This window comes from Rhizobium sp. RSm-3, from assembly GCF_001854685.1.
Taxonomy (GTDB): Bacteria; Pseudomonadota; Alphaproteobacteria; order Rhizobiales; family Rhizobiaceae; genus Rhizobium; species Rhizobium ecuadorense.
In genome coordinates, this window is sequence record NZ_MAWZ01000023.1 from 25,898 (window position 1) to 49,549 (window position 23,652).

Here is a 23,652-nt window from a genome sequence, read left to right on the forward strand (position 1 = left end):
GACGTTTCATTTCGGCAAACACGGGCACGAGGCCCATGCTTGACGAAGGAGACAGCACATATGGGTAGCACCAGCGACAAGATCTCAGGCAAGGCAAACGAAATTGCCGGCAAGACCAAGCAGGCCGTCGGCAAGGCGACGGACAATCGCGAAATGCAGGCCAAGGGCGCCGTTCAGGAAGCCAAAGGCAAGGGCCAGGTCGCAACAGGCAAGGTCAAGGACAAGCTCAAGGGCGCCGTCGACCGGCTCTGAGCCATACGCTCATCCGTCATGAACCATGCCTGCTGCGCCCCTCGCGCGGCAGGCATTTTTAATCCGCCGCCCGCCGGCAGGGATATACGATGAAGCTTTTTGCCTGCGACAACTGCGATCAGGTCGTCCACTTCGACAACCGCCAATGCGTGCGCTGCAACCATCGGCTCGGCTTCCGGCCGGGTGATCTCGCCATGCATGCGCTGGAGCCGCGCGACGAAACGCTCTGGCAGCTTGTTTCCAATCCCGATCGCGACGTGCGCTTCTGCGCCAATGCCGGCCTCGACATCTGCAACTGGCTGGTGGATGGCGATAGCGACAGCGAATTCTGCCTCGCCTGCCGCCACAACCGACTGGTTCCGAACACCGATAGCCAGAACGGCATCGATCGCTGGCGGCGCATCGGCCAGGCGCAGCGTCATCTTTTCTATTCGCTGTTGCGCTGGAGGCTGCCGCATCCCGATCGGGTGCAGGATCCGGAAGGTGGCCTGGTCTTCGATTTCCTCGAGGATGCGATCGAGAGCAACGGCTATGTCGTGCCTGCTATGACCGGCCACGAGGAAGGCCTGATCACCATCCGCGCCGCAGAGGCCGACGACGCGACGCGCGAACAGGCGCGCAGCTCGATGAACGAACCCTATCGCACCCTGCTCGGCCATTTCCGCCATGAGACCGGCCATTTCATCTGGAACAAGCTGGTGCGCGACCGCGACGGCATGGCGGAATTCCGCGCCGTCTTCGGCGACGAACGGCAGGATTATGCGGCCGCCCTGCAAAACCACTATGCCGTCGGCGCGCCCTTGGGATGGCAGGACAATTTCATCAGCGCCTATGCCGCCTCCCACCCCTGGGAGGATTTCGCCGAATGCTTCGCCCACTACCTCCATATCGTCGACACCCTCGAAACCGCCCGCGCCTTCGGCATCGCCATCGATCCGCGCGGCCACGAGGAAATCGCCGGCGAAGTGGATTTCCTCCCCTACCGGGCAAGCAGCGCCGAACAGCTGGTCAGCGCCTGGGTGCCGCTCAGCCTGGCCATCAACGCCATCCAGCGCAGCATGGGCCAACCGGACTCCTACCCCTTCGTGCTGTCCTCGCCTGTCGTGGCAAAGCTCGAATATCTGCACCGGCTGATCCAGGGGGCGGCGACGGCGGTGTAGCAGGTGGGGTTGCTGGAGGCTGATCAAGGGGCGGCCGCTGCTGCGTTGCGGCACAGGCGTTGCTGCCGTGAGGCAGCGCCATCTCCCACCCTCCTGTGCTCGTCACAGGAATCCAGCCACCGCGCGTCGGCGCGGTGAAAGACGCTCATTCGGGAAATTAGTCCCCGCGCCCAAGGACTTGGGCGCACTGGCTCCCTGTGACGAGCACAGGGATGAGGAGCAAGGGGAAGCAATTCCGCCTATCATCGGCCTTCCAAAACCGAGCGGCTGGCGACTCGACAACCTACGGGTCCACTCCATAACCTTGCGAGTCGCATTACTATTTGCCGTACAACCCTGGAGAACACAAAACCATGGACGATGCCGCTCGAACCATGATCGTGCTGGATGCCAGCAATTCCCGATTCCAATTGCGGGCCGGTGCATTGATCCGATCCCATGGCCACATCCTCATCCATCGCGTCGTCGGCGACACGTTCTGGGTCCTGCCCGGCGGGCGCGTGGAGTTTCACGAGGCGGGCGCGGAAACGCTCGCCCGCGAAATAGAAGAGGAGATCGGCTGCCAGGCCACGGTCGGGCCATTGCGCTTCATCATCGAGAATTTTTTCGAGCTTGCGGGACGAAGAGTTCATGAAGTCGGTTTCTACTATGAGGCGGAACTGCTGAGCGCCCTGCCCTTCCATGAAACCGATATCGTCCACCGTATCCGCGACGGTGACGCCGACCTGGAATTTTGCTGGGCTTTGCCAAACCGGGCCGTGCTCGATCGTTTCAATCTGCAACCGATGCCGCTGCGTGACCTCATCGAGACGATGCCGGAGGGCGTCCAGCATCTGGTGCGGCGGGATATGGCGGCCCGATGAAGTCACCTTAGACCGCTGCCTGCCCGGTTAAATCCTCAACCCAGAGAGATCGCCGCCTGCCCCTCATCCGCCTGCCGGCACCTTCTCCCCGCTTGCGGGGCGAAGGAGGCATGCCGCGACCTCTCGGTTCCCTGCCAACGTCTCGCGTGGCACGTCCCCTCGCCCCGTTTACGGGGAGAGGGTTAGGGTGAGGGGCAGCCTTCAAGCACAGGCGTAACGCCTATCCGGCTAAAACGAAACCGCCTTGCCCTTCTTGAACGGCTCCATGCCCCTGCGCGCAAGTTCATCCGCGCGTTCGTTTTCCGGGTGGCCCGCGTGGCCTTTGACCCAATGCAGCGTCACCTTATGGCGATCCCGGGCTTGTTCCAGCGCCTGCCATAGCTCGGCATTTTTCACCGGCTTCTTGTCTGCTGTCTTCCAGCCGTTTTTCTTCCAGCCGAAAATCCATTTGGAGATGCCGTCCTTGACGTAGGCACTGTCGGTATAGAGGTCGACCTCGCAGGGGCTCTTCAAGGCCTGGAGCGCCGAGATTGCCGCCAGCAATTCCATGCGGTTGTTGGTCGTATCCGCCTCGCCGCCGCACAACTCCTTTTCGACATCGCCATAGCGCAGCACGGCGCCCCAGCCGCCGGGGCCGGGATTGCCGGAGCAGGCGCCGTCGGTGAAGATATCGACATGTTTCATAGGCTCAATCCATATTCGGCGGCCGAGCCGACCTGGCGGTGGAAGCGCAGCTTGCGGAGATATTCGAGCGGGTCCTTCTTGGTGACCATGGCGCCCTCAGGCGTCGTCAGCCAGTCATAGAGCCGCGTCAGGAAGAAACGCAGCGCCGAACCGCGCGACAGCACCGGCAAAGCGGCAATCTCTTCGCTGCTCAACGGCCGCACGCTCTGGTAACCCTCGAGCATCGCCGTGCCCTTGGTGATGTTGTAGGCGCCGTCCTTTTCGAAGCACCAGGCATTCAGGCAGATCGAGACGTCATAGGCGAGCAGGTCGTTGCAGGCGAAATAGAAATCGATCAGCCCGGAGAGCTGATCGCCGAGGAAGAAGACGTTGTCGGGGAAGAGGTCGGCATGGATGACGCCGGCCGGCAGGTTTTTCGGCCAGGCGGCGGCGAGGAAATCGAGTTCACCGCGGATCTCGTCCTGCAGGGCGGCCTCGACCTCGCCGGCGCGCGCCTCGGATTTCTCCCAGAGTGTTTGCCAGCCGTCGATCGACAGCGCATTCGCCCGCGTCAGTTCGAAACCATCGCCGGCCACATGCATTTCGGCGAGCGCCCTGCCGACTTCGCGGCAATGTTTCGCCTCGGGCTTGCGCAGCCACATGCCTTCGAGGAAGGAAATCAGTGCGGCCGGGCGGCCGGAGAGCGAGCCGAGCAGCGCGCCGTCGCGGCGCGGCAGCGGCAGCGGGCAGGACAGGCCGCGGGCGGCAAGATGCTGCATCAGGCCGAGGAAGAAGGGCAGATCTGTCTTTTCCACCCGCTTCTCATAAAGCGTCAGGATCAACGGCTCCTTCGAGGTATGCAGCAGGAAATTGGAGTTTTCGACGCCTTCGGCGATGCCCTTGTAGGACAGCAGCGTGCCCGCATCATATTCCGTCAGGAACCATTTCAGATCGTCTTCGGCGATATCGGTATAGACTGCCAAGTGAGGTCTCGCCTTCATGCATTGCTGTTATTGGGCCGCCGGATCGACCATCCGGCGTCGATAAGGAGTATGGGGATCAGCCGTTGACGAAGGCCATGTCGGCCGCCGTCAGCTCGATGCTGCGCAATTCGCGGTTGACCAGGAAATTCTCGGTTTCCTGCACGGTTTCGGCCAGCTCGACGCGGGCGTCGAAACGGGCGCGAAAGGCCTCGATGATCTCGTTGACAATGACCTCAGGGGCGGAGGCGCCGGCGGAAAGGCCGAGCGTCGAGATCGCGCCGATCTCGTCCCAGTCGAGTTCGGCGGCGCGCTGCACCAGGATCGATTTTTTCGCCCCTGCCCTCAGCGCCACTTCGACGAGGCGCTTGGAATTGGAGGAATTCGGCGCGCCGACGATGATGAAGAGATCGCAGCCGGGAGCCGCCTGCTTCACCACTTCCTGGCGGTTGGTCGTCGCATAACAGATCGAGTCGGCCGCCGGCGCCGTCAGATTGGGGAAGCGCTCGTGCAGGCGGGTGATGACGCCGGCGGTGTCGTCGACCGACAGCGTCGTCTGGGTGACGTAACCGAGATTGTCGGCGTCGACGGGAATATAGGCGTCGGCATCCTCGATCGTCTCGATCAGCGAAACCGAACCCTCCGGCAGCTGGCCCATCGTGCCGATCACTTCGGGGTGGCCGGCATGGCCGATCAGGACGACATGGCGGCCGAGGCGATTGTGGCGCATCGCCTGCTTGTGGACCTTGGAGACCAGCGGGCAGGTGGCGTCGAGATAGAAGAGATTGCGGCTTGCCGCATCCTCCGGCACGGATTTCGGCACGCCATGGGCGGAGAAGACCACCGGCTGGGCGCGATGCTCGGCCGGGATTTCATCCAGCTCTTCGACGAAGACGGCGCCCTTGGCCTCCAGCCCCTCGACGACATAACGATTGTGGACGATCTCGTGGCGCACATAAACAGGCGCGCCATAGGATTTCAGCGCCAGCACGACGATCTGGATGGCGCGGTCGACGCCGGCGCAGAAGCCGCGCGGCCCGCAGAGCCTGATCGTCAAGGGAGGTTTCGCTGCAATATTCATGTCTGTTCCGGGTTGCGAGATTTAGGGACCTCTAGCCCAATATAGTCGAGAATTGAAGCGATACTATTGCCGAGGCTGCCTGCCGGGTTTGCGAAACCAGGAGATCCCGACCACGGCGACGAGCGCGGCGGCCAGCCCGTACCAGGTGAAGGCATATTGCAGATGGTCGTTCGGCAGATCCACCTGGGTAACGCCGCCAATCGGCAGGCCGGCCGGATTGGGAGTGGAATCGGCATCGACGAAAAACGGGATGACGCGCGCCTTGTCCAGCCCGACGCTGTCGGCCATGACGTCGAGATCCTTCCAATAGAAGATGTTCTTGGCGACGTCGTTATCAGGCACCACCCAGGAGGGTTTGCCGGGCAGTTTCTCGCGGGCGAGACCGGTGACGGTCTGCTGATCCGTCAACTGGCCCTGCATGCGCATCTCCGGCTCCTTGTTCTCATAGGGAACGAAGCCGCGATTGACCAGGAGCGCGCGCCCATCGGCAAGCTCCAGGGGCGTATAGACGTAGAAGCCGGTTTGGCCGCGCCAGGTGGCGAAGAAGTGCCGCTCCTTGTTGTTGATATAGCGGCCGGTGGCGGTGACCTTGCGATACTCGATATCGCCGCCGCCAGCCGCCATCGCCTCGATATCGGCGAGCGGCACGGGGGCGGCCACTTGCCGCGCAGCGATATCGGCGAGCAGGCCTTCCTTCCAGCGAAGGCGTTCCACCTGCCAGGTGCCGAGTGAAATCAGGATGGCAAGGGCAATCAGCACCAGGATGCCGGTGATGACAGGCAGCCGGCGGCGCGGCATCACATGCTCTATCTCAGTCACTCAGGCGTCCTTCGCGGGCATTATGGCGATACTGCATGGCGATCAAGATGCCCTTGGCCCAGCGCAGCGTCAGCAGCGACAGGATGATCGTCAGCGGGGCGAAGAGCAGGATATGCACCCAGATCGGCGGCCCGTAATTCACCTGCAGCCACAGCACCATGCCGATGACGATGAAGCCGACGATGAGGATGACGAAGACGGCCGGCCCGTCGCCGGCATCGGCGAAGGAATAGTCGAGGCCGCAGGAGGCGCAATGCGGCTTGACCCCGAGCAGGCCGTCGAACAGCTTGCCCTGACCGCAGCGCGGGCAGCAGCCCTTGATGCCTGTTTTAACAGGATCGACGGGGGGATAATGGGCGCTGTCTTCGCTCATACCATTCCTTCTGGCCATTCCTTCTCGGCACTCCATGCTGCCTTAACTCTCCCATAAAGTATTCGCATCCCGAATGGAAATGCCTGCGCGGTTTCGCCTCAGTGATTCGCGCCAAACAGAAGAAGAAGCTGATGACCAACGACAGCCATGCCGGACAGATCATTATTTTGAACGGTGCGCCCAGAAGCGGCAAATCCAGCATTGCCCGCGCGATCCAGGAGGAATTCGAGGGACCGTGGATCAACCTCGGCGTCGACAGCTACAATGCCATGACGCCGAAGCGCTATCTGCCCGGCATCGGGCTCAGGCCCGGCGGCGAGCGGCCGGAACTCGAAGAACTGGTGCCGTTCCTCTATGCGGCCCTTTACGAATCGATCGCCATCCATGCCGGATTGGGGCTCAATGTGGTGGCCGATCTCGGCCATCATGACAGCTACTCGCAGCCGCTCGGCATTCTCGGCGACTGTGCCCGGCGCCTGGACGGCTTCTCCGTGCTGTTCGTCGGCGTGCACTGTCCCATCGGGACGATCATGCAGCGGCGGGAATTCAAGCAGGAGGGCCGCGAGACGCTCTATGCAAGAGCCACTGAGGCGGTGCCGATCCCCGAACCGGTGCAGCGCTGGCAGGATGAAGTGCACCGTCCTGGTATCTACGACATGGAGGTCGATACATCCGTGCTCACCGCCCTCGAATGCGCCGAGGCGATCCGCCATCAATTGGATTTCGGCATTCCCGAACCTTCGGCGTTCGAGCGGATTGCGGGCGGGCGGTGAGATCTGCCCCTCATCTGCCTGCCGGCACCTTCTCCCCGCGCGCGGGGCGAAGGGAACATGCCGCAGCCTTTCCGTCCCTCTCCAGCGTCTCGCGGGGCACGTCCCCTCGCCCCGTTTTACGGGGAGAGGGTGAGGGTGAGGGGCAGCTTTCTGCGCAAACCGGACAAACCAAGTAGACGTCCGCCATACAAAAAAGGCGGGCACCCGGCCCGCCTTTTCCTTGAAAATCGCTGCAATCAGCCGGCCGCGACAGGGGCGCCCCAGCCGCCCCAGACGTAGATGCAGAAGAACAGGAACAGCCAGACGACGTCGACGAAGTGCCAGTACCAGGCGGCGGCTTCGAAGCCGAAATGCTGTTTCGGGGTGAAGTCGCCGCGCAGCGCCCGGATCAGGCAGACAGCCAAGAAGATCGTGCCGACGAGGACGTGGAAACCGTGGAAGCCGGTCGCCATGAAGAAGGTCGCGCCGTAGATCGAATTCTTGAAGGCGAAGGGCGCGTGGGCATATTCATAGGCCTGGACGCTGGAGAAGAAAATGCCAAGCAGCACCGTCAGAACCAGGCCCTGGACCAGGCCCTTGCGGTCGTTGTGCAGCAGCGCATGGTGCGCCCAGGTGACCGTCGTGCCGGAGAGCAGCAGGATGACGGTGTTGTAGATCGGCAGGTGCCAGGGATCGAGGACCTCGATGCCCTTCGGCGGCCAGGTGCCGCCGGTATAAAGCAGGCGCGAGGCCTGGATCGCCTCGTTCGGATAGAGGCTGGCATCGAAATAGGCCCAGAACCAGGCGACGAAGAACATCACTTCCGAAGCGATGAACATGATCATGCCGTAGCGCAGGTGCAGCGAAACGACGCGGGTATGGGCGCCCTCATGGGCTTCCTTCACCGTATCGGCCCACCAGCCGTACATAACGTAGAGAACCAGCGCGAAGCCGATATAGAACAGCCAGGGATTGGCGAGTTCGGCGCCGGCGACCTTGAACGAGCCGCCGTTCAGGTAACGCATGTAGCAGACGCCACCGATCGCCATGATGAAGGCGCCGAGCGAGGCGAGAATCGGCCACGGGCTCGGATCGATGATGTGATAGTCGTGATTCTTCTGATGAGCATCGGCCATGTAGCTATCCCCGGATGTCTTCCTTCACTCCGCTCCCGGCATAGCCGGAAACGAGCCTTGATCAAAGTTTCTTTTCACTCTTTTCCGCTCCACCCTCATTCGAAGCCAGCGGCTTCGGACCCTCTTTCGGGTAGAACGTATATGACAGCGTGACCGTATGTATGTCTTTCGATTCCACGGCCTTGACGATTTCCGGATCGATGTAGAACACGACCGGCATGTCGAGCTTTTCGCCCGGCTTCAGGTCCGTTTCCGTAAAGCAGAAACATTGCACCTTGTTGAAATAGACGCCCGCTTCACCCGGCGTGACATTGAAAACCGCCTGGCCGCGCTGCGTCTCGTTCGAGCGATTCTCGGCGGTGAAATGGACTTGGATCGTCTCGCCGATCTTCGGATTGACCTCGCGTTCGACCGGCTTGAAGTCCCATTGCAGGCCGGGCGCGACATTGGCGTCGAAGGTGACGCGCATCGTCCGGTCGAGCACGACGCTCGACATCTGGTCGACGCGCTGCGTCGTGCCGTTATAGCCGGTCACCTGGCAGAAGATACGGTAGAGCGGCACGGCGGCATAGCTCATCGCGCCCATGCCGAAGACGAAGCTCAGGCACATCATGACGACGGCGCCGTTGTTGCGGCCCTGCTTTTTCGGTGCGGCGGGCTTTTCGCTCATCCGGCCATTCCCCCGCCGATCTTCACGATGGTGATCGCATAGAAGAGAATGACGAGGCCGGCGAGCACCAGCCCGAGGGCGATGTTGCGGTTGCGGCGCGACTTCATCTGCTTTTCGGTGAGCTTGACGAGATCCATCAGAACCAGCCTCCGGCGTGCGAAACGAAGATCGAGGCCAACCGGTCGATCATCAGGGCGGAGAACACGGCAAAGAGGTAGAAGATCGAGAAAGCGAACAGCTTCTTTGCCGGGATCATCTTCAGATCGCCGTCGGGCATGCGCCAGACGGCGATGGAACAGTAGATGAAGATCGCGCCGAGCGCGGCGGCCACCAGGCCGTAGCCGAGGCTGGCGAAGCCGAGGAAGGAGGGCAACACCGCGCAGACGGCGGTCAGCACCGCATAGGCGACGATCTGATGCTTGGTCACCCGCTCGCCGGAAACGTTCGGCAGCATCGGCACGCCGACGGCCTCGTAATCGCGCATCTTGAACAGCGCCAGCGCCCAGAAATGCGCCGGCGTCCACAGGAAGATGATCAGGAAAAGCACGGTGCTTTCGATCGTCACGCTGTTGGTCACGCAGGCCCAGCCGATCATCGGCGGGAAGGCGCCGGCAGCGCCGCCGATGACGATATTCTGCGGCGTCGAGCGCTTCAGCCACATGGTGTAGACGACGGCGTAGAAGAAGATGGTGAAGGCGAGGATGCCGGCCGAGAGCCAGTTGACGGCAAGGCCGAGGATGACGACCGAGAAGCCCGACAGCACCAGGCCGAAGGCCAGCGCCTCCGACGGCGCGATGCGGCCGGCCGGGATCGGACGGTTGGCGGTGCGGCTCATGATGGCGTCGATATCGGCGTCATACCACATGTTGAGCGCGCCGGAGGCGCCGGCACCGACGGCGATACAGAGAATGGCGATCAGGCCGAGGACGGGATGGATGTGGCCCGGTGCCAGCACCAGGCCGGCAAAGGCGGTGAAGACCACGAGCGACATCACCCGCGGCTTCAGCAATTCGAAATAATCGCGCGCACTCGCTTCCGACAATTCGCCGTCCTTTGCAAGCACCCCGTGATTGTCGATAACCGTCATCATTCCGTCCCGAATGTCAGAATATCAGGACGCCGCAGTCGATACGGCGTCCTGACACCCGCGCAATTACTTGATGCGCGGAAGCTGTTCCCACTGGTGATAGGGCGGCGGCGAAGGCAGCTGCCATTCGAGCGTCGTTGCACCCTCACCCCACGGATTATCGCCGGCGACGCGCTTCTTGGCCAGGGCTTCGAAGACGCCGAAGAGGAAGATCAGCACACCGAAGGCCGAGATGTAGGAGCCGATCGAGGAAACATAGTTCCAGCCGGCAAAAGCATCAGGATAGTCGATGTAGCGGCGCGGCATGCCGGCGAGACCGAGGAAATGCTGCGGGAAGAACACCAGGTTGACGCCGATGAACATGACCCAGAAATGCAGCTTGCCGACAAACTCGTTGTACATGTAGCCGGTCATCTTCGGGAACCAGTAGTACCAGCCGGCGAAGATCGCGAAGACGGCGCCGAGCGACAGAACGTAGTGGAAGTGGGCCACGACGTAATAGGTGTCATGCAGCGAGCGGTCGAGACCGGCATTGGCGAGCTGGACGCCGGTGACGCCGCCGACCGTGAACAGGAAGATGAAGCCGATCGCCCAGAGCATCGGCGTGCGGAACGAGATCGAGCCGCCCCACATCGTCGCGATCCAGGAGAAGATCTTCACACCGGTCGGAACGGCGATGACCATCGTCGCGAAGACGAAGTAGCGCTGCGCGTCGAGCGACAGGCCGACCGTGTACATGTGGTGGGCCCAGACGACGAAGCCGACGGCACCGATCGCGACCATGGCGTAGGCCATGCCGAGATAACCGAAGATCGGCTTCTTCGAGAAGGTCGAGATGATGTGGCTGATCATGCCGAAGCCCGGCAGGATGAGGATGTAGACCTCGGGGTGACCGAAGAACCAGAACAGGTGCTGGTAGAGGATCGGGTCGCCGCCGCCTTCCGGAGAGAAGAAGGAGGTGCCGAAGTTACGGTCGGTGAGCAGCATGGTGATGCCGCCTGCCAGAACCGGCAGCGACAGCAAGAGCAGGAAGGCGGTGATCAGCACCGACCAGGCAAACAGCGGCATCTTGTGCAGCGTCATGCCGGGAGCGCGCATGTTGAGGATCGTGGTGATGAAGTTGATCGCACCGAGGATCGACGAGGCGCCGGCAATGTGCAGCGCGAAGATCGCCAGATCGACCGCCGGGCCGGGCGTGCCGCTGGTCGCCAGCGGCGGATACATCGTCCAGCCGCCGCCGGTGCCGTAGGCGCCTGCCGGGCCCTCGACGAACATCGACAGCAAGAGCAGCGCAAAGGCCGGAACGATCAGCCAGAAGGAGATGTTGTTCAGGCGCGGGAAGGCCATGTCGGGCGCGCCGATCATGATCGGCACCATCCAGTTGGCAAAACCGCCGATCATCGCCGGCATGACCATGAAGAAGATCATGATCAGCGCGTGCGCCGTGGTGAACATGTTGAACATCTGCTTGGCGCCGTCGATCGCGGCATCGCCCTCATAGCCGTAGACCATCGAGGCCAGGCCGTGGAAGATCTGGATGCCAGGCTCCTGCAGCTCCATGCGCATGGCCACCGACAGCGCGCCGCCGATGATGCCGGCAATGATCGCGAAGATCAGATAGAGCGTGCCGATGTCCTTGTGGTTGGTCGAGAACAGCCAGCGATTGACAAAGCTCGGCTTGTGCCCGTGCCCATGCCCGTGATCGTGGTCATGATCATGGGCGTGGTCATCATGGGCATGACCGTGAGAATGATCGTCGTGAGCGGAAGGTCCAGCCATTGTCCCGATCCCCTTAATTACTGTGCTTCGGCGACGTCGAGGGTCTTTGCGGGACCATCGGTTGCAGCCATGAGTGTCTTGTAGGCGCCGGGCAGGTCGCTGGCGGCTGCGGTCAGCCACTGCTTGTACTTGTCCTCGGAGACGACGCGGATGGCGATCGGCATGAACGCATGGTCCTTGCCGCAGAGCTCGGAACACTGGCCATAGAACAGGCCTTCGCGCTCGGCCTTGAACCAGGTCTCGTTCAGGCGGCCCGGCACAGCGTCGATCTTGACGCCGAAGGACGGCATGGCGAAAGCGTGGATGACGTCGGTCGGGGCGGAGGTCACGAGAACGCGGACCGTCTTGTTGACAGGCAGCACCAGTTCGTTGTCGACGGCCAGAAGCCTGGGATAGACCGACTTGTCTTCCTTGCCGGCGGCGGCGCGGTCCTGATCCTTCAAGAGATAGCTGTCGAAAGCCAGTGGGCTGTCGCCCGAACCTTCATATTCATAGTTCCACTGCCACTGGGTGGCGGTCGCCTTGATCGTCACGTCGGGGTTTTCGGGCAGCGTCAGCTGCGCCGTCAGCAGGTTGAACGAGGGAATGGCGAGAAGAAGCAGCACCAGGACCGGCCCCACGGTCCAGGCAATCTCGATCAGCGTGTTGTGGCTCGTCTTCGAGGGAACCGGGTTCGCGCTGGCGCGGAACTTGACGCAGACGACGATGAGCAGCACCAGAACGAAGAGCGTGATCGGAACGATAAACCACAGGGTATATTGTTCGAACCAGTGGATCTCCCGCATGATCGGCGTTGCCGCCGGCTGCAGCGTTGCCTGCCACGGCGTTGGCTGGTCGGCATATGTGCCGGAAGCAAAAAGCAGACAGACCAGCGTGGTCAGGGCTGCATAAGCCTTCTTCATCACCTTATTATCTCCCTCGAGCGCTTGACCTGCAGAATAGAACGCAGAATCCTTGCCATCTTCAGCGCTTCAAACCACAGTTTGGCATTTGCCGCAACAGGTCAGAGCAATTGTCTATGCGGCATTTTTGCTGAAAGCATAGGCAGGCCGGAAGGGCAAAACATCCCAAGTTTTTCATCAGCATATGAAAAATCGGCTTTCCGGCCAATCCGCGCGCCGCACATTCTTGCCGAAAGGTCCAATTTCCGCCGCAGTCCCCCGGTTTTCACGGGGTGGGGCTTTTCATTTTTGGTGGGCAGCTTCAACAATAGCCGCAAATGATTCGATATCCAGAGGTTTCCATGGGTTTCCGTTCCCTCGCGCAGTCGCTTCTCGTGACTGTCAGCATCGCGGCCGCAGCGACGACGCCTGTTTTCGCACAGCAGCAACCCACGCCGGCCCAGGCCAAGCCGCCGGCTGCCGCCCCAGCCCCTGCCCCTGCTCCCACTACGGCACCGCAGCAGCCGAGTGCGGCCAATCCCAATATCCAGGCGACACCCGGCCAGACCCAACCGCAGGCGCCGGGCACGGTGAAATCCAATCATGGCGCGTGGTCCGTCGTCTGCGACAAGCCGGCAGGTGCCTCGACCGAACAATGCGCGCTGATGCAGAACGTCATCGCCGAGGACCGGCCGGAAGTCGGGCTTTCCGTTGTCGTGTTGAAGACGGCCGACCGCAAGTCGAAGATTCTGCGCGTGCTGGCGCCGCTCGGCGTGCTCCTGCCGAACGGCCTCGGCCTCAATGTCGACGGCAAGGATATCGGCCGCGCCTATTTCGTGCGCTGCTTCGCCGATGGCTGTTATGCCGAGGTCGTGCTCGAGGACGAGCTGCTGAAGACCTTCCGCAGCGGCGCCCAGGCAACCTTCATCGTCTTCCAGACGCCGGAAGAAGGCATCGGCATCCCCGTCGACCTCAAGGGCTTCGCTGAGGGTTTTGACGCGCTGCCGTAAGGGCAGCTCGCGGCCTGTCGCGGGTCCGCCCCTCATCCGCCTGCCGGCACCTTCTCCCCGCGCGCGGGGCGAAGGGGATAGCCGCGACCTCTCCGTCCCTCGCATACCTCTCGCAGGGCACGTCCCCTCGCCCCGTTTACGGGGAGAGGGTTAGGGTGAGGGGCAGCATCCGCACGAACCGGACGGTGTCGCACGAGGCCAAGATAACCTCTCCCACAAAGAAAATTCGACAGCAGGGCTTCACTCCTTATCATTGGGAGCCCTATCTAGATGCGTAAGCGCATTCCCAAACGCATGCCCATTGGAGCAAGACCATGACCACCGATCTCCTGACGCTATTCGATGCCGACGAAGCCACGATGCGTGGTCTGGTCGCCGAGGCGCTCGCCGGCGCCGATGACGGCGAGCTGTTTATCGAGCATGCGCAGGCCGAAGCGCTGACCTTCGACAATGGCCGGCTGAAGGGCGGCAGCTTCAACACCGAGCAGGGATTCGGCCTGCGCGCCGTTGCCGGCGAAGCGGTCGGTTTTGCCCATGCCGGCGATCTCTCGGTGGCGGCGCTGAAGCGGGCGGCGGATGCTGTGGGCGCAGTGACGCGCGGCTATTCCGGCTCCTATGCGGCGGCCCCGCAAGGCACCAACAAGAAATTCTACGGCGACCAGAACCCGATCGGCCAGCCGAGCTTCGAGGAAAAGGTCAAGCTCCTGCAGGACATCGACGCCTATCTCAGAGGCAAGAACGACAAGGTGCGGCAGGTGACGGCCTCGGTCGCGGCAAGCTGGCAGGTGGTCGACATCCTGCGCGCCGACGGGCATCGCGTGCGCGACATCAGGCCGATGACGCGCATCAATATCTCGGTGATGGTCGGCGAAGGCGACCGGCAGGAAAGCGGCTCCTACGGCAGCGGCGGACGGATCGGCTTCGGCGACTTCATCGCCGAGGGCAGCTGGCAATACGGCGCCGACGAGGCGCTGCGCCAGGCGCTGGTCAACCTCGAAGCGATCGATGCGCCGGCGGGCACGATGGACGTCGTTCTCGGCTCCGGCTGGCCGGGGGTGATGCTGCACGAGGCCGTCGGCCACGGACTGGAAGGCGATTTCAACCGCAAGAAGACGTCGGCTTTTTCAGGCCTTCTCGGCCAGATGGTCGCCGCCCCTGGCGTGACCGTCGTCGACGACGGCACGATCGACAACCGCCGCGGCTCGATCACCATCGACGACGAGGGCACGCCGTCGGGCTATAACGTGCTGATCGAGAACGGCAAGCTGGTCGGCTATATGCAGGACCGGCAGAACGCCCGGCTGATGGGCATGGCGCCCACCGGCAACGGCCGCCGCCAGGGTTATGCGCATGTGCCGATGCCGCGCATGACCAACACCTATATGCTCGGCGGCGACAAGACGCCCGAAGAGATCATCGCCTCGGTGAAGAAGGGCATCTATGCCGTTTCCTTCGGCGGCGGCCAGGTGGATATCACCTCCGGCAAGTTCGTCTTCGGCTGCACCGAGGCCTATCTGATCGAGAACGGCAAGGTCGGCGCGCCGATCAAGGGCGCCATGCTGATCGGCAACGGCCCGGATGCGATGAAGCGTGTATCGATGATCGGCAACGACATGAAGCTCGATACCGGCATCGGCAATTGCGGCAAGGGCGGCCAATGGGTTCCCGTCGGCGTCGGCCAGCCGCATCTGCGCATGGATCAGGTGACGGTCGGCGGTACGCAGACCTGAGGCGAAAGGAGCCTGTGATGGCGGAGGTCGAGATCAGGCGTTTTGCGGAAGGCGACGCCGATGCCGTGCTTTCGGTGATCCTGCCGATCCAGCGCGAAGAGTTCGGCATCGACATCACTGCCGATGCGCAGCCCGATCTGAGGGTCATCCCGGATTTCTACCAGTCCGGCAAGGGAGAATTCTGGGTCGCCGTCAAGGACGGCGCCATCGTTGGCACGCTTGGTTTGAAGGATATCGGCAACCATCAGGCGGCGCTGCGCAAGATGTTCGTCGCCGCCAAGGTTCGCGGCCATGAACATGGCGTGGCGGCGCTGCTGCTCGACCGCATGTTTTCCCACGCCAGGGATGCCGGCCTCACCGAAATCTTCCTCGGTACCACGGACAAGTTCGTCGCCGCCCACCGCTTCTACGAGAAGAACGGCTTTACCGAGATCGCCAAAACCACCCTGCCCCGCGCCTTCCCGCTGATGGCGGTGGACACCAAGTTTTATCGGCATAAGGTCGGCTGACGCGGGCGGCCGACATGCTTCAGCTCTTCAACTCCTCCACCGGCTGAAACCGCCACTTGCGTTCGATCGCCGCGGCCAGATCGATATCGTTGCGGCGGGCAAAGAGCAGGATATGGCCGAGCAGGTCGGCGGTTTCGTCGGCGAGATCGCGGTGGAGTTCTTCCTGTGTCCGGTCCCTGCGGCGCCCGCGGCCGGTCAGGCGGTTCCAAGCCTGGGTGAGCTCGCCCACCTCCTCCTGCAGCTTCAAGAGAAACCAGTCGGGGTCACGCTCGATGCCGTTGGCCGCGGAATAGGTGGCGGATGAGATTTCGAACTGGTCGGCAAGACGACGCAACATCGGCGTTCTCCTTTTGTTTATGGAAGAGACGCTGATTCCCGATGCTTGTCCAGAGTCGATTGTCTTACAGCGCAGCGCGTCTGTTCAGACGCGCAAAGGACGCTGTAACACTTTGAATTGCTACGGCGATCAGCCGTGGTCCGGCAGCAGCATGCAGTCGTAGGAGCGCTGCTTCAGCGCATCGCAGGCGGAGACGGCGGCATCCCTGCTGGCGAAACCGACGAAGCGGGCGCGGTAGATCTTGTTGGCGCCCGTCCCGACCGCCTCGGTATAGGGCGAGGCGGAAACAAGCGGTGCGCCGCCTTCCGACTTTGCCTGGGCGAGAAGCGCACGCGCCGCATCGGCGCTCGGGGCGGCCGAAATCTGGATCTGCCAGTCACCAGCAGTCTTTTCTGCCGACATTTTCGGCGCCTTGCCGGCGTTCAGGATCTCGTCCATCGCGACCGGACGGTCCAGCGGCACGACGGCGTCATCGGCATAGGCCAGGCTCTTTGCGGCAAGATCGTCGGTTGGGCGTGGGGCGCTCAGCGGCACCGGAACATCGGAATCATCGGCGGCGGAGGCGACTTCGACAGGCTCCCTGGCGCCGACGCTCGCCACCAGCTTGGCGCCGCCGGAAGAGGAGGCACGGCCGAGATAACGGTCGAGCAGACCGGCCATCTTGGCGTCGCGGCTGCGGGCGGTGCGGCCGCCGAGCACGACGCCGACGACGCGGCGGTTGCCGTCCTTGACGGCGCTGACGAGATTGAAGCCGGAGGCGTTGGTGTAACCGGTCTTGATGCCGTCCATGCCCTGGTAGCGGTACATGAGATTATTGTGGCCGCGCACGTTGCGGCCACGGAAATTGAAGCTTGCCGCCGAAAACAGCCGGTATTCGTTCGGATAATTCTTCATCAGCGCGATGGCGAGCGTCGACATATCGCGCGCCGTCGTAACCTGACGGCCGTCCGGCAGGCCGGAGGCGTTGACGAAGACGGTGCGGCTCATCCCGAGCTGGCGGGCCTTGGCGGTCATCATCCGGGCAAAACCGCTTTCCGAACCGCCGAGCGTCTCGCCCATGGCGGAGGCGGCATCATTGGCGGATTTGATGATCATGCCGTAGACCGCCTCGCGCACGGTGATCGTGCCGCCGGCCTTGACGCCGAGCTTGGTCGGCGGGCGGGAAGCGGCGTATTTCGACATCTTGATCGGCGTTTCCCAGGCGATCTTGCCGCGCTTCAGCGCCTCGAAGGTGAGATAGAGCGTCATCATCTTGGTCAGCGAGGCCGGATGGTTCAGCGTATCGGCGTTTTCGGCGGCGAGAACCTTGCCGGTGCGGGCATCGAGGATCAATGAAGCGCTGCCGGCCCAGGCCGCAAGAGGCGCCGAAACGGCCAGCGTTGCGGTCAAAACAGCCGCCAGAAGCGTTCTCATGCAGTTCCCCTTGATGCGTCGGCTCGCAATGGATCGGCCTTTGTGCCGTAATGTGACAGAAGCGGCAAGTTTGGCGCGACTTTGAGGCAACTCCTATCATTTTTCTAGTCTTTTCATCGCCTTGGTTAACAGGAAATGAAAAGACCCGTGCGAAATCGGGATTCAGCAAGGCTTAAGCCGCGCTTGCTAGTTTCCGAAAAAAAGCAACGGACGGCGCATGGCGGGACAATTCAAGCGACTGGCAAAACGCACAGCGATCGGTGCCGGGCTCGAGCTTTCCTGGCTGATCGCCGCCGCCGGGTTGATGCGCGAGGCGCGTGGGCGCGGCGTCGTCTTCACGCTGCACCATGTCCGCCCGCAGGTGCCGGAGGCTTTCGAACCGAATGCGCATCTCGAAATTACCCCCGGCTTCCTCGATACGGCGCTGCGGCGGCTGCGGCGGGAGGGCTATCGCTTCGTGCCGCTCGATCAGGTGCCGGCGCTGCTGGCCGAGCCCGAAGGTGGAAGGCCGTTTGCCGCCTTCACGCTCGACGACGGCTACATCAACAATCTGGAGCACGCGCTGCCGGTGTTCGAACAGCATCGGGCGCCGTTCACAGTGTTCGTCGCCAAGGGTTTTGCCGAGGGCTCTCACAGCATCTGGTGGGAGACGCTCGCCGTGCTCCTGCGCCGATCAAGCGAACTCCGCTTCGATTTCGGCGGCGGCAGCGAGCGCCTGGCGCTCGACGATCCGCAGCAGCAATGGAATGCCTTCGACCGGTTCGCCTGGTATATCCACCGATCCGACGAGGCACGCGCCGTTGCCGCAATCGACATGCTGGCGCGGGAAAACGGCATCGAGCCGACCGATATCACCCGCGAACTGGTGATGGGGCCTAGTCAGTTGCAATGGCTTGCGACCCACCCGCTCGCCACACTCGGCGCCCATACGATCAGCCACCGGGCGCTGGCCCGCCTGCCGGAAGCCGAAGCGCGGATCGAGATGCAGGTTTCGGCCGATTACGTCGAGGCGGTGACTGGAATCCGTCCCAGGACGATCGCCTATCCCTACGGCACGCCGGAGGCGGCGACCGGGCGCGAGGCGGCGATTGCCCGCAATCTCGGCTTCGAGCTTGCGGTCACCACCCAGCCGGGCCTGCCGGTGGCTAGGAAAACCGGCTATCTCAGCCGCATTTCGCTGAACGGCTTCTACCAGAAGCGACGCTACGTCTCAGCCCTTGCCTCCGGCATTCCGCTGAAGCTGATGGGCAAATAGAGCCGCTTACGGATACATCCGGACCTTGTCCCACGCGCCTTCGGGCAAGGGCCGGCGAAATTCGATGCGGTCATGCAGGCGGAAGTTCTGGTCCTTCCAGAATTCGATCGAGGTCGGCCGGATGCGGAAGCCCGACCAGTGGGCGGGGCGCGGAATTTCGCCGATGGCATAACGGGCGGTATATTCGGCCACCGCCTTTTCAAGCGCGAATCGGCTTTCGAGCGGGCGGGATTGTTTCGATGCCCAGGCGCCGATGCGGCTGCCGCGGGCCCGCGTCTTGAAATAGGCATCGGCTTCGGCATCGGTAACGATCTCGACCGGGCCGCGCAGCCTGACCTGGCGGCGCAGGCTTTTCCAGTGGAAACACATGGCAGCTTTCTTCTGCCCCAAGATTTCGCGGCCTTTCTGGCTCTCGAAATTGGTGTAGAAGACAAAACCGTCTTCGTCGAACCCCTTCAGGAGAACCATGCGGACATTGGGAAGACCATCCTCATCGACCGTTGCCAGCGCCACGGCATTCGGGTCATTGGGTTCTGAAGCCTCCGCTTCTCCAAGCCATTCGGCAAAGAGCTTGAAGGGTTCGCCACTTTCGGTAAAGTCACCGCTTGTTAACTCGTTTGCCGACATATTGGTTCAAATGCCCCGGATTATTCAAAACTCGCCCAGCTTTTGATAACTGGACAGGATGCAGGGTGGAAGTCATAGCAAAGTCATATCGCCATACAAAGGGCCTGCGGCAACGCAGCTGCGCGTTCTTCGTCATCGGCGTTGCCATGCTTTCGCTTTCCGGCTGCCTGGCAGGCGGCATGGATTTTCTGAGTGAAGCCAAGGTCGATCGGTCGGTGGCAACCGGCACCGTGCCGCAGACGCCGCCGAGCACCGATACGCTGTCGGACGAGATGACCGTGCGCAATGCCGTGACCTCGGCCGATGTGCAAAGGCTCGAGGGCCAGCCGCTTCCTTGGGCGAATGCGTCGACGGGCAGTGCCGGCGTCATCGATACGATCGTCGAGAACAACGAATCGGGCCAGGTCTGCCGCCAGTTCCGCACGACCCGGCATTCCTATGTCGGCATCGCCAAATTCTACGGCAAGACCTGCCTCGTCGGCGGCGGCAACTGGCAGCTTTTGAGCTTCCAGCCGGAAAGTTAATTTCCGGCGGGAAAGCTGATTGGAAGCCGATCCGGCCCGACAGGTTAACGCCTGACGGCTCTCTGCCGAATGCTTAGCAAAGAGCTAACCATTCGGCGCAAAACACTCCACATCTCTCCATAGAAATAAGAAGTGATTAGCAACTCCCGCGCACGATCGGGGTTGAGAGTGGCTGTCCATGCCGTTGCGGCGGGATGGCGCGTCACGAGTTGATATTGGCTTTGATTTTGGAATTTCGGGATGCCGGGCAAGGACGTGGCTTCCCGCATCGCAACACCGGCGGTTTGACATGCGCGATCCTTATAAAATTCTGGGCGTCAAACGCGACGCGGCAGCAGACGAGATCAAGGCGGCCTGGCGCAACATGGCCAAATCGGTCCATCCCGACCACAATCAGGGCGACCCGACGGCGACGGCCCGGTTCGCCGAGATCGGCCGCGCCTATGAAACGTTGAAGGACCCGCGCAAACGCAGCCTGTTCGACAATGCCATGCGGATGGCGGAAACCAAGAAGCAGGAACAGACGATCATGCAGCAGCGCCACGCCGCGCGCGAGGCTGCCGTGCGCGCCAAGGCGGCGCAGGCCAATGCCGAGCGGGTGATGGAAGAGCTTGCGCGCGCCGCCCAGAAGGCTGCTGCGGAGAGCTCCAGACAACAGGCAGGAGCAGCCGAGCCCGCCGACGAAATGGTCGAGCGTATTTTCGGCGCCCAGGCCCGCGCTGCCGGCGGCGGCCAGGCGCAGGCTCGCGCGCAGCAGGGGCAATACCAGCAGGCCCAAAATCAACAGGCCCAGAACCAACAGGCTCAGAATCAGCAGGTGGGCGAGGCCGGCCGGCGCGTGGACGGCGATGCCGCCGAGGCCGACGCCAGAGGCGACGAGGAGGCCGGCGAGATCGCAGGCAATGCCGGCGCCAACCTGCCGCTGCCGCTCAGCATCCTGACATCCCTGGTGCGTCGTTTCACCGGCGCCAAGGATACGGGCCTGGAAAAAGCACCGGATGAGGTGGCGACGGCGACGGTGACGATCGACGACGTGCTGAAGAGCGGCTGGATCACCGCGTCACTGCCGGAGGGCCGCGAGATCGGCTTCGCATTGCCGGCCGGCACCAGGGATGGCCACGAACTGCGGCTCAAGGGGCAAGGCTTCAAGCTGCCGGGCATGCAACGCGGCGATGCCGTCATCAATATTCGCATCGCGCCCGATCCGCGCTTCACGGTCGATGGTTTCGATCTGCACGCCGTGCTGCCGCTCAGCATCGAAAATGCCGTTCTCGGCACCGAGGCGCGCATCGAGGGACCGAGCGGGCCGCTCGCCATTACGGTCCCCGCATGGTCGGGCTCGGACAAGACAATCAAAATCCCCGGCCAGGGATTGCCCCGCGAAGACGGCGGCAGAGGCGATCTGGTCGTCGAATTGCGCATTATCCTGTGGGAAAAGCCCGACGACAAAGTCACCGATCTCATGCGGAGCATGCGCGAAGGCCTGTTCCTGTGAAATATTTATGACTTTCGCACCCTTTGTTACGATACCTAACAGTTGATGATCCAGGCCAAGCTTGAACCGATTAGCGGCCTATGCCATAGGCAGGATCGATCAGAATTCCTAGGGAGCGAAATATGGCTCAAGCATCCGGCCTCATGGCAGGCAAACGCGGCGTCATCATGGGTGTCGCCAACAATCGCTCGATTGCGTGGGGTATTGCCAAGGCCATTCATGCGCAGGGCGGAGAAGTCGCGCTCACCTATCAGGGCGATGCGCTGAAGAAGCGTGTCGAGCCGCTCGCCGCCGAAATCGGCGCGACGCTGGTCGGCCATTGCGACGTTGCCGACGAAGCCACCATCGACGAGGTTTTCGCAAACGTCGAAAACCTCTGGGGCAAGATCGATTTCCTCGTGCACGCGATCGGCTTCTCCGACAAGGACGAGCTGACCGGCCGTTATGTCGATACCTCGGCCGACAACTTCGCCAAGACGATGCAGATTTCCGTCTATTCCTTCACCTCGGTCGCACGCCGCGCCGAGAAGCTGATGACGGATGGCGGCGCCATGCTGACGCTGACCTATTACGGCGCCGAAAAGGTGATGCCGAACTATAATGTCATGGGCGTCGCCAAGGCCGCGCTCGAAGCGAGCGTCAAATATCTGGCCGTCGACCTCGGGCCGCAGAACATCCGCGTCAACGCCGTCTCGGCCGGCCCGATCAAGACGCTCGCCGCCTCCGGCATCGGCGATTTCCGCTACATTCTGAAGTGGAACGAATATAACGCGCCGCTGCGCCGGACCGTCACCATCGAGGAAGTCGGCGATGTCGGCCTCTATCTGCTGTCGGACCTGTCGCGCTCCGTCACCGGCGAAGTGCACCATGCCGACAGCGGCTATCATGTCATCGGCATGAAAGCGGTCGACGCGCCCGACATTTCGGTCGTCAAGGACTAAAGCATTCCGGAGTCGAGACCCGTGCTTATCTACGTGATCAGACACGGTCAGACCGACTGGAATGCCGAGCGCCGCCTGCAAGGCCAGAAGGATATCCCGATGAATGCCACGGGCCTGGAACAGGCCCGGCAGAACGGGCTGGCACTTGGTGAAATTCTGGGCGACAGGGTCGGCGAATTCGATTTCGTCGCAAGCCCGCTCCAGCGCACCCGCGCGACGATGGAAATCGTCCGCGCCGCCATGGGCCTGCCGCCGCGTGCCTATCGCACCGATCCGAGACTGGTGGAGATTTCCTTCGGCGACTGGGAGGGCTCGACGCTCAAGGAGCTGAAGGCGACCCAGCGCGAGCGGGTGGCCGAACGCAACGCCGCGAAATGGGATTTCATCCCGCCCGGCGACGATGCGGAGAGCTACGAGATCCTCTCCTGGCGCACCGGCTCATGGCTGCAATCCGTCGATCGTCCGACCGTCTGCGTCACCCATGGCGGCGTCATCCGCACGCTGTTCCAGATGATCGCCGACCTGCCGAAAAGCAGTGCCGCGGAAGGCGGAATCCCACAGGACCAGATCGTCAGGATCGACACCGGCGAGCGGACGATCGTCTGGCTGTAAATAGTGCTTAATTAGCGAACGCCGCCTGCCCCTCATCCGCCTGCCGGCACCACCGGGGCGAGCCACGGGTCTCGACCCGTCCTTCGGACCCCCGCAGGCGGGGCGAAGGGGATACGTCGCAACCTCTCGGTCCTCCGCATACCTCTCGTAGGGTACGTCCCCTCGCCCCGTTTACGGGGAGAGGGTTAGGAGTCGTGGACTCTTGGGATTCCCAAAGGTGAGCAAATCAGATTCAAGACTGTCTTTTGGAGGCAGTCATGGGTGTTTTAGATCGTCTCATTCTTCGAGATGACCAGTGGGAGCGGATGTCTCGTCATATCATTGGCGACGATCGCACGCGCGGTTCGTCTGGACGTGACAATCGCATGTTTGTGGAAGCGGTCTTGTGGATCGTGCGGACGGGTTCACCCTGGCGCGACCTGCCGGAGGTGTTCGGTGATTGGAACAGCGTGTTTCGCCGCTTCAGCCGCTGGAGCCAAAAGGGTGTCTGGTGGCGTGTCTTTGAGGCGATGTCGGAGGATGCCGACTTCGAATATCTGATCGTCGACAGCACTATTATTCGCGCCCACCAGCACGCCTCCGGCGCAAAAAAGGGGCTGAAGATCAGGCCCTTGGCCGTTCCCGCGGCGGCTTGAGCACCAAAATCCATATGGCCGTGCGTGGCCTTGGATGTCCCGTTCGTTTCATTCTGACCGCCGGTCAG

At 62.4% G+C, this 23,652-nt stretch carries 26 protein-coding genes and 1 pseudogene; 13 read left to right on the plus strand and 14 right to left on the minus strand.

Features of this window, described 5'->3' with window-relative positions:
• Positions 1 to 60: 60 nt before the first annotated feature.
• The 3 genes from BBJ66_RS18920 to BBJ66_RS18930 all read left to right on the plus strand — a co-directional run bounded on the left by BBJ66_RS18920 (position 61) and on the right by BBJ66_RS18930 (position 2,275).
• A complete protein-coding gene (locus tag BBJ66_RS18920) occupies positions 61 to 252 on the plus strand; it encodes a CsbD family protein (RefSeq protein ID WP_049730841.1) in 192 nt (63 codons plus the stop codon).
• Between the two features lie 89 nt (positions 253 to 341).
• On the plus strand, positions 342 to 1,412 hold the full coding sequence (locus BBJ66_RS18925; protein WP_071088888.1) for a zinc-binding metallopeptidase family protein: 1,071 nt from the start codon (positions 342 to 344) through the stop codon (positions 1,410 to 1,412).
• A 353-nt stretch (positions 1,413 to 1,765) separates the two neighbouring features.
• Positions 1,766 to 2,275 (plus strand): NUDIX hydrolase, encoded by a 510-nt coding sequence (locus tag BBJ66_RS18930; protein ID WP_071088890.1) that lies wholly within the window; start codon positions 1,766 to 1,768, stop codon positions 2,273 to 2,275.
• Between the two features lie 228 nt (positions 2,276 to 2,503).
• On the opposite strand, the gene rnhA is transcribed toward BBJ66_RS18930, so the two are convergent.
• The 5 genes from rnhA to BBJ66_RS18955 all read right to left on the minus strand — a co-directional run bounded on the left by rnhA (position 2,504) and on the right by BBJ66_RS18955 (position 6,191).
• Positions 2,504 to 2,959, minus strand: a complete 456-nt coding sequence (gene rnhA / locus BBJ66_RS18935) for a ribonuclease HI (RefSeq protein ID WP_071088892.1) — start codon at positions 2,957 to 2,959, stop codon at positions 2,504 to 2,506.
• The gene (locus BBJ66_RS18940; protein ID WP_071088894.1) at positions 2,956 to 3,921 is read right to left on the minus strand and encodes a homoserine kinase; all 966 of its coding nucleotides are present in this window, start codon (positions 3,919 to 3,921) and stop codon (positions 2,956 to 2,958) included. The genes rnhA and BBJ66_RS18940 overlap by 4 nt, the downstream gene beginning before the upstream one ends.
• 76 nt (positions 3,922 to 3,997) lie before the next feature.
• A complete protein-coding gene (gene ispH, locus BBJ66_RS18945; RefSeq protein ID WP_049730837.1) occupies positions 3,998 to 4,999 on the minus strand; it encodes a 4-hydroxy-3-methylbut-2-enyl diphosphate reductase in 1,002 nt (333 codons plus the stop codon).
• A gap of 63 nt (positions 5,000 to 5,062) precedes the next feature.
• Complete coding sequence (locus tag BBJ66_RS18950; RefSeq protein ID WP_071088896.1) at positions 5,063 to 5,818, minus strand: SURF1 family protein; 756 nt, start codon at positions 5,816 to 5,818, stop codon at positions 5,063 to 5,065.
• Positions 5,811 to 6,191, minus strand: coding sequence for a DUF983 domain-containing protein (locus BBJ66_RS18955; protein ID WP_071088898.1), 381 nt, complete (start codon positions 6,189 to 6,191; stop codon positions 5,811 to 5,813). Before BBJ66_RS18955 ends, BBJ66_RS18950 begins: the two co-directional genes overlap by 8 nt.
• A 131-nt stretch (positions 6,192 to 6,322) precedes the next feature.
• Between BBJ66_RS18955 and BBJ66_RS18960 the strand changes: the two genes are divergently transcribed.
• The gene (locus tag BBJ66_RS18960) at positions 6,323 to 6,964 is read left to right on the plus strand and encodes a chloramphenicol phosphotransferase CPT family protein (RefSeq protein WP_071088917.1); all 642 of its coding nucleotides are present in this window, start codon (positions 6,323 to 6,325) and stop codon (positions 6,962 to 6,964) included.
• 236 nt (positions 6,965 to 7,200) lie between these two features.
• Here BBJ66_RS18960 and BBJ66_RS18965 read toward each other — a convergent pair whose 3' ends face one another.
• The 6 genes from BBJ66_RS18965 to coxB all read right to left on the minus strand — a co-directional run bounded on the left by BBJ66_RS18965 (position 7,201) and on the right by coxB (position 12,517).
• Positions 7,201 to 8,079: a cytochrome c oxidase subunit 3 gene (locus BBJ66_RS18965; protein WP_049736036.1), complete on the minus strand. Its 879-nt coding sequence runs from the start codon at positions 8,077 to 8,079 to the stop codon at positions 7,201 to 7,203.
• Between the two features lie 61 nt (positions 8,080 to 8,140).
• Positions 8,141 to 8,749, minus strand: coding sequence for a cytochrome c oxidase assembly protein (locus tag BBJ66_RS18970; protein ID WP_071088900.1), 609 nt, complete (start codon positions 8,747 to 8,749; stop codon positions 8,141 to 8,143).
• Complete coding sequence (locus BBJ66_RS35015; protein WP_003569857.1) at positions 8,746 to 8,886, minus strand: hypothetical protein; 141 nt, start codon at positions 8,884 to 8,886, stop codon at positions 8,746 to 8,748. The genes BBJ66_RS18970 and BBJ66_RS35015 overlap by 4 nt, the downstream gene beginning before the upstream one ends.
• A complete protein-coding gene (locus tag BBJ66_RS18975; protein ID WP_071088919.1) occupies positions 8,886 to 9,836 on the minus strand; it encodes a heme o synthase in 951 nt (316 codons plus the stop codon). Before BBJ66_RS18975 ends, BBJ66_RS35015 begins: the two co-directional genes overlap by 1 nt.
• A 66-nt stretch (positions 9,837 to 9,902) precedes the next feature.
• Positions 9,903 to 11,615 (minus strand): cytochrome c oxidase subunit I, encoded by a 1,713-nt coding sequence (gene ctaD / locus BBJ66_RS18980; RefSeq protein WP_049736034.1) that lies wholly within the window; start codon positions 11,613 to 11,615, stop codon positions 9,903 to 9,905.
• A gap of 17 nt (positions 11,616 to 11,632) precedes the next feature.
• A complete protein-coding gene (gene coxB, locus BBJ66_RS18985) occupies positions 11,633 to 12,517 on the minus strand; it encodes a cytochrome c oxidase subunit II (protein ID WP_049736033.1) in 885 nt (294 codons plus the stop codon).
• A 317-nt stretch (positions 12,518 to 12,834) separates the two neighbouring features.
• Here coxB and BBJ66_RS18990 point away from each other — a divergent pair, with 317 nt between their 5' ends.
• From BBJ66_RS18990 to BBJ66_RS19000, 3 genes are all read left to right on the plus strand, one after another.
• Complete coding sequence (locus BBJ66_RS18990) at positions 12,835 to 13,506, plus strand: invasion associated locus B family protein (RefSeq protein WP_184345065.1); 672 nt, start codon at positions 12,835 to 12,837, stop codon at positions 13,504 to 13,506.
• 314 nt (positions 13,507 to 13,820) lie between these two features.
• On the plus strand, positions 13,821 to 15,236 hold the full coding sequence (tldD, locus tag BBJ66_RS18995; protein ID WP_049736031.1) for a metalloprotease TldD: 1,416 nt from the start codon (positions 13,821 to 13,823) through the stop codon (positions 15,234 to 15,236).
• Positions 15,237 to 15,253: 17 nt separating this feature from the next.
• Positions 15,254 to 15,745, plus strand: coding sequence for a GNAT family N-acetyltransferase (locus BBJ66_RS19000; protein WP_071088902.1), 492 nt, complete (start codon positions 15,254 to 15,256; stop codon positions 15,743 to 15,745).
• Positions 15,746 to 15,764: 19 nt separating this feature from the next.
• Here the strand turns inward: BBJ66_RS19000 and BBJ66_RS19005 are convergent, their stop codons facing one another.
• Together BBJ66_RS19005 and BBJ66_RS19010 are read right to left on the minus strand one after the other, a co-directional pair.
• Complete coding sequence (locus tag BBJ66_RS19005; RefSeq protein ID WP_071088904.1) at positions 15,765 to 16,082, minus strand: MazG nucleotide pyrophosphohydrolase domain-containing protein; 318 nt, start codon at positions 16,080 to 16,082, stop codon at positions 15,765 to 15,767.
• A 129-nt stretch (positions 16,083 to 16,211) separates the two neighbouring features.
• A complete protein-coding gene (locus tag BBJ66_RS19010; RefSeq protein WP_071088906.1) occupies positions 16,212 to 17,495 on the minus strand; it encodes a D-alanyl-D-alanine carboxypeptidase family protein in 1,284 nt (427 codons plus the stop codon).
• Positions 17,496 to 17,712: 217 nt separating this feature from the next.
• Between BBJ66_RS19010 and BBJ66_RS19015 the strand changes: the two genes are divergently transcribed.
• Positions 17,713 to 18,750, plus strand: coding sequence for a polysaccharide deacetylase family protein (locus BBJ66_RS19015; RefSeq protein WP_071088908.1), 1,038 nt, complete (start codon positions 17,713 to 17,715; stop codon positions 18,748 to 18,750).
• Positions 18,751 to 18,756: 6 nt separating this feature from the next.
• Here the strand turns inward: BBJ66_RS19015 and pdxH are convergent, their stop codons facing one another.
• On the minus strand, positions 18,757 to 19,377 hold the full coding sequence (gene pdxH, locus BBJ66_RS19020) for a pyridoxamine 5'-phosphate oxidase (protein WP_003584693.1): 621 nt from the start codon (positions 19,375 to 19,377) through the stop codon (positions 18,757 to 18,759).
• Positions 19,378 to 19,442: 65 nt separating this feature from the next.
• On the opposite strand from pdxH, the gene BBJ66_RS19025 reads away from it, so the two are divergent.
• The 5 genes and pseudogenes from BBJ66_RS19025 to BBJ66_RS19045 form a co-directional block, all read left to right on the plus strand.
• Positions 19,443 to 19,901 (plus strand): RT0821/Lpp0805 family surface protein, encoded by a 459-nt coding sequence (locus BBJ66_RS19025; RefSeq protein ID WP_049736026.1) that lies wholly within the window; start codon positions 19,443 to 19,445, stop codon positions 19,899 to 19,901.
• Between the two features lie 289 nt (positions 19,902 to 20,190).
• Positions 20,191 to 21,396: a J domain-containing protein gene (locus tag BBJ66_RS19030; protein WP_071088910.1), complete on the plus strand. Its 1,206-nt coding sequence runs from the start codon at positions 20,191 to 20,193 to the stop codon at positions 21,394 to 21,396.
• A 122-nt stretch (positions 21,397 to 21,518) separates the two neighbouring features.
• Positions 21,519 to 22,337 carry an enoyl-ACP reductase FabI gene (gene fabI, locus BBJ66_RS19035; RefSeq protein ID WP_071088912.1) on the plus strand — a complete coding sequence of 273 codons (819 nt, stop codon included), beginning with the start codon at positions 21,519 to 21,521 and terminating at the stop codon, positions 22,335 to 22,337.
• A 21-nt stretch (positions 22,338 to 22,358) separates the two neighbouring features.
• Positions 22,359 to 22,949: a histidine phosphatase family protein gene (locus BBJ66_RS19040; RefSeq protein ID WP_071088914.1), complete on the plus strand. Its 591-nt coding sequence runs from the start codon at positions 22,359 to 22,361 to the stop codon at positions 22,947 to 22,949.
• Between the two features lie 257 nt (positions 22,950 to 23,206).
• Positions 23,207 to 23,652: pseudogene (locus BBJ66_RS19045) on the plus strand (IS5 family transposase); the annotation flags it as partial.

Coding starts and splice junctions, on each gene's coding strand:
- BBJ66_RS18920 (WP_049730841.1), top strand. CDS start 61: ATGGGTAGCACCAGCGACAAGATCTCAGGCAAGGCAAACGAAATTGCC.
- BBJ66_RS18925 (WP_071088888.1), top strand. CDS start 342: ATGAAGCTTTTTGCCTGCGACAACTGCGATCAGGTCGTCCACTTCGAC.
- BBJ66_RS18930 (WP_071088890.1), top strand. CDS start 1,766: ATGGACGATGCCGCTCGAACCATGATCGTGCTGGATGCCAGCAATTCC.
- rnhA (WP_071088892.1), bottom strand. CDS start 2,959: ATGAAACATGTCGATATCTTCACCGACGGCGCCTGCTCCGGCAATCCC.
- ispH (WP_049730837.1), bottom strand. CDS start 4,999: ATGAATATTGCAGCGAAACCTCCCTTGACGATCAGGCTCTGCGGGCCG.
- BBJ66_RS18955 (WP_071088898.1), bottom strand. CDS start 6,191: ATGAGCGAAGACAGCGCCCATTATCCCCCCGTCGATCCTGTTAAAACA.
- BBJ66_RS18960 (WP_071088917.1), top strand. CDS start 6,323: ATGACCAACGACAGCCATGCCGGACAGATCATTATTTTGAACGGTGCG.
- BBJ66_RS18965 (WP_049736036.1), bottom strand. CDS start 8,079: ATGGCCGATGCTCATCAGAAGAATCACGACTATCACATCATCGATCCG.
- BBJ66_RS18970 (WP_071088900.1), bottom strand. CDS start 8,749: ATGAGCGAAAAGCCCGCCGCACCGAAAAAGCAGGGCCGCAACAACGGC.
- BBJ66_RS35015 (WP_003569857.1), bottom strand. CDS start 8,886: ATGGATCTCGTCAAGCTCACCGAAAAGCAGATGAAGTCGCGCCGCAAC.
- BBJ66_RS18975 (WP_071088919.1), bottom strand. CDS start 9,836: ATGACGGTTATCGACAATCACGGGGTGCTTGCAAAGGACGGCGAATTG.
- ctaD (WP_049736034.1), bottom strand. CDS start 11,615: ATGGCTGGACCTTCCGCTCACGACGATCATTCTCACGGTCATGCCCAT.
- coxB (WP_049736033.1), bottom strand. CDS start 12,517: ATGAAGAAGGCTTATGCAGCCCTGACCACGCTGGTCTGTCTGCTTTTT.
- BBJ66_RS18990 (WP_184345065.1), top strand. CDS start 12,835: ATGATTCGATATCCAGAGGTTTCCATGGGTTTCCGTTCCCTCGCGCAG.
- tldD (WP_049736031.1), top strand. CDS start 13,821: ATGACCACCGATCTCCTGACGCTATTCGATGCCGACGAAGCCACGATG.
- BBJ66_RS19000 (WP_071088902.1), top strand. CDS start 15,254: ATGGCGGAGGTCGAGATCAGGCGTTTTGCGGAAGGCGACGCCGATGCC.
- BBJ66_RS19005 (WP_071088904.1), bottom strand. CDS start 16,082: ATGTTGCGTCGTCTTGCCGACCAGTTCGAAATCTCATCCGCCACCTAT.
- BBJ66_RS19010 (WP_071088906.1), bottom strand. CDS start 17,495: ATGAGAACGCTTCTGGCGGCTGTTTTGACCGCAACGCTGGCCGTTTCG.
- BBJ66_RS19015 (WP_071088908.1), top strand. CDS start 17,713: ATGGCGGGACAATTCAAGCGACTGGCAAAACGCACAGCGATCGGTGCC.
- pdxH (WP_003584693.1), bottom strand. CDS start 19,377: ATGTCGGCAAACGAGTTAACAAGCGGTGACTTTACCGAAAGTGGCGAA.
- BBJ66_RS19030 (WP_071088910.1), top strand. CDS start 20,191: ATGCGCGATCCTTATAAAATTCTGGGCGTCAAACGCGACGCGGCAGCA.
- fabI (WP_071088912.1), top strand. CDS start 21,519: ATGGCTCAAGCATCCGGCCTCATGGCAGGCAAACGCGGCGTCATCATG.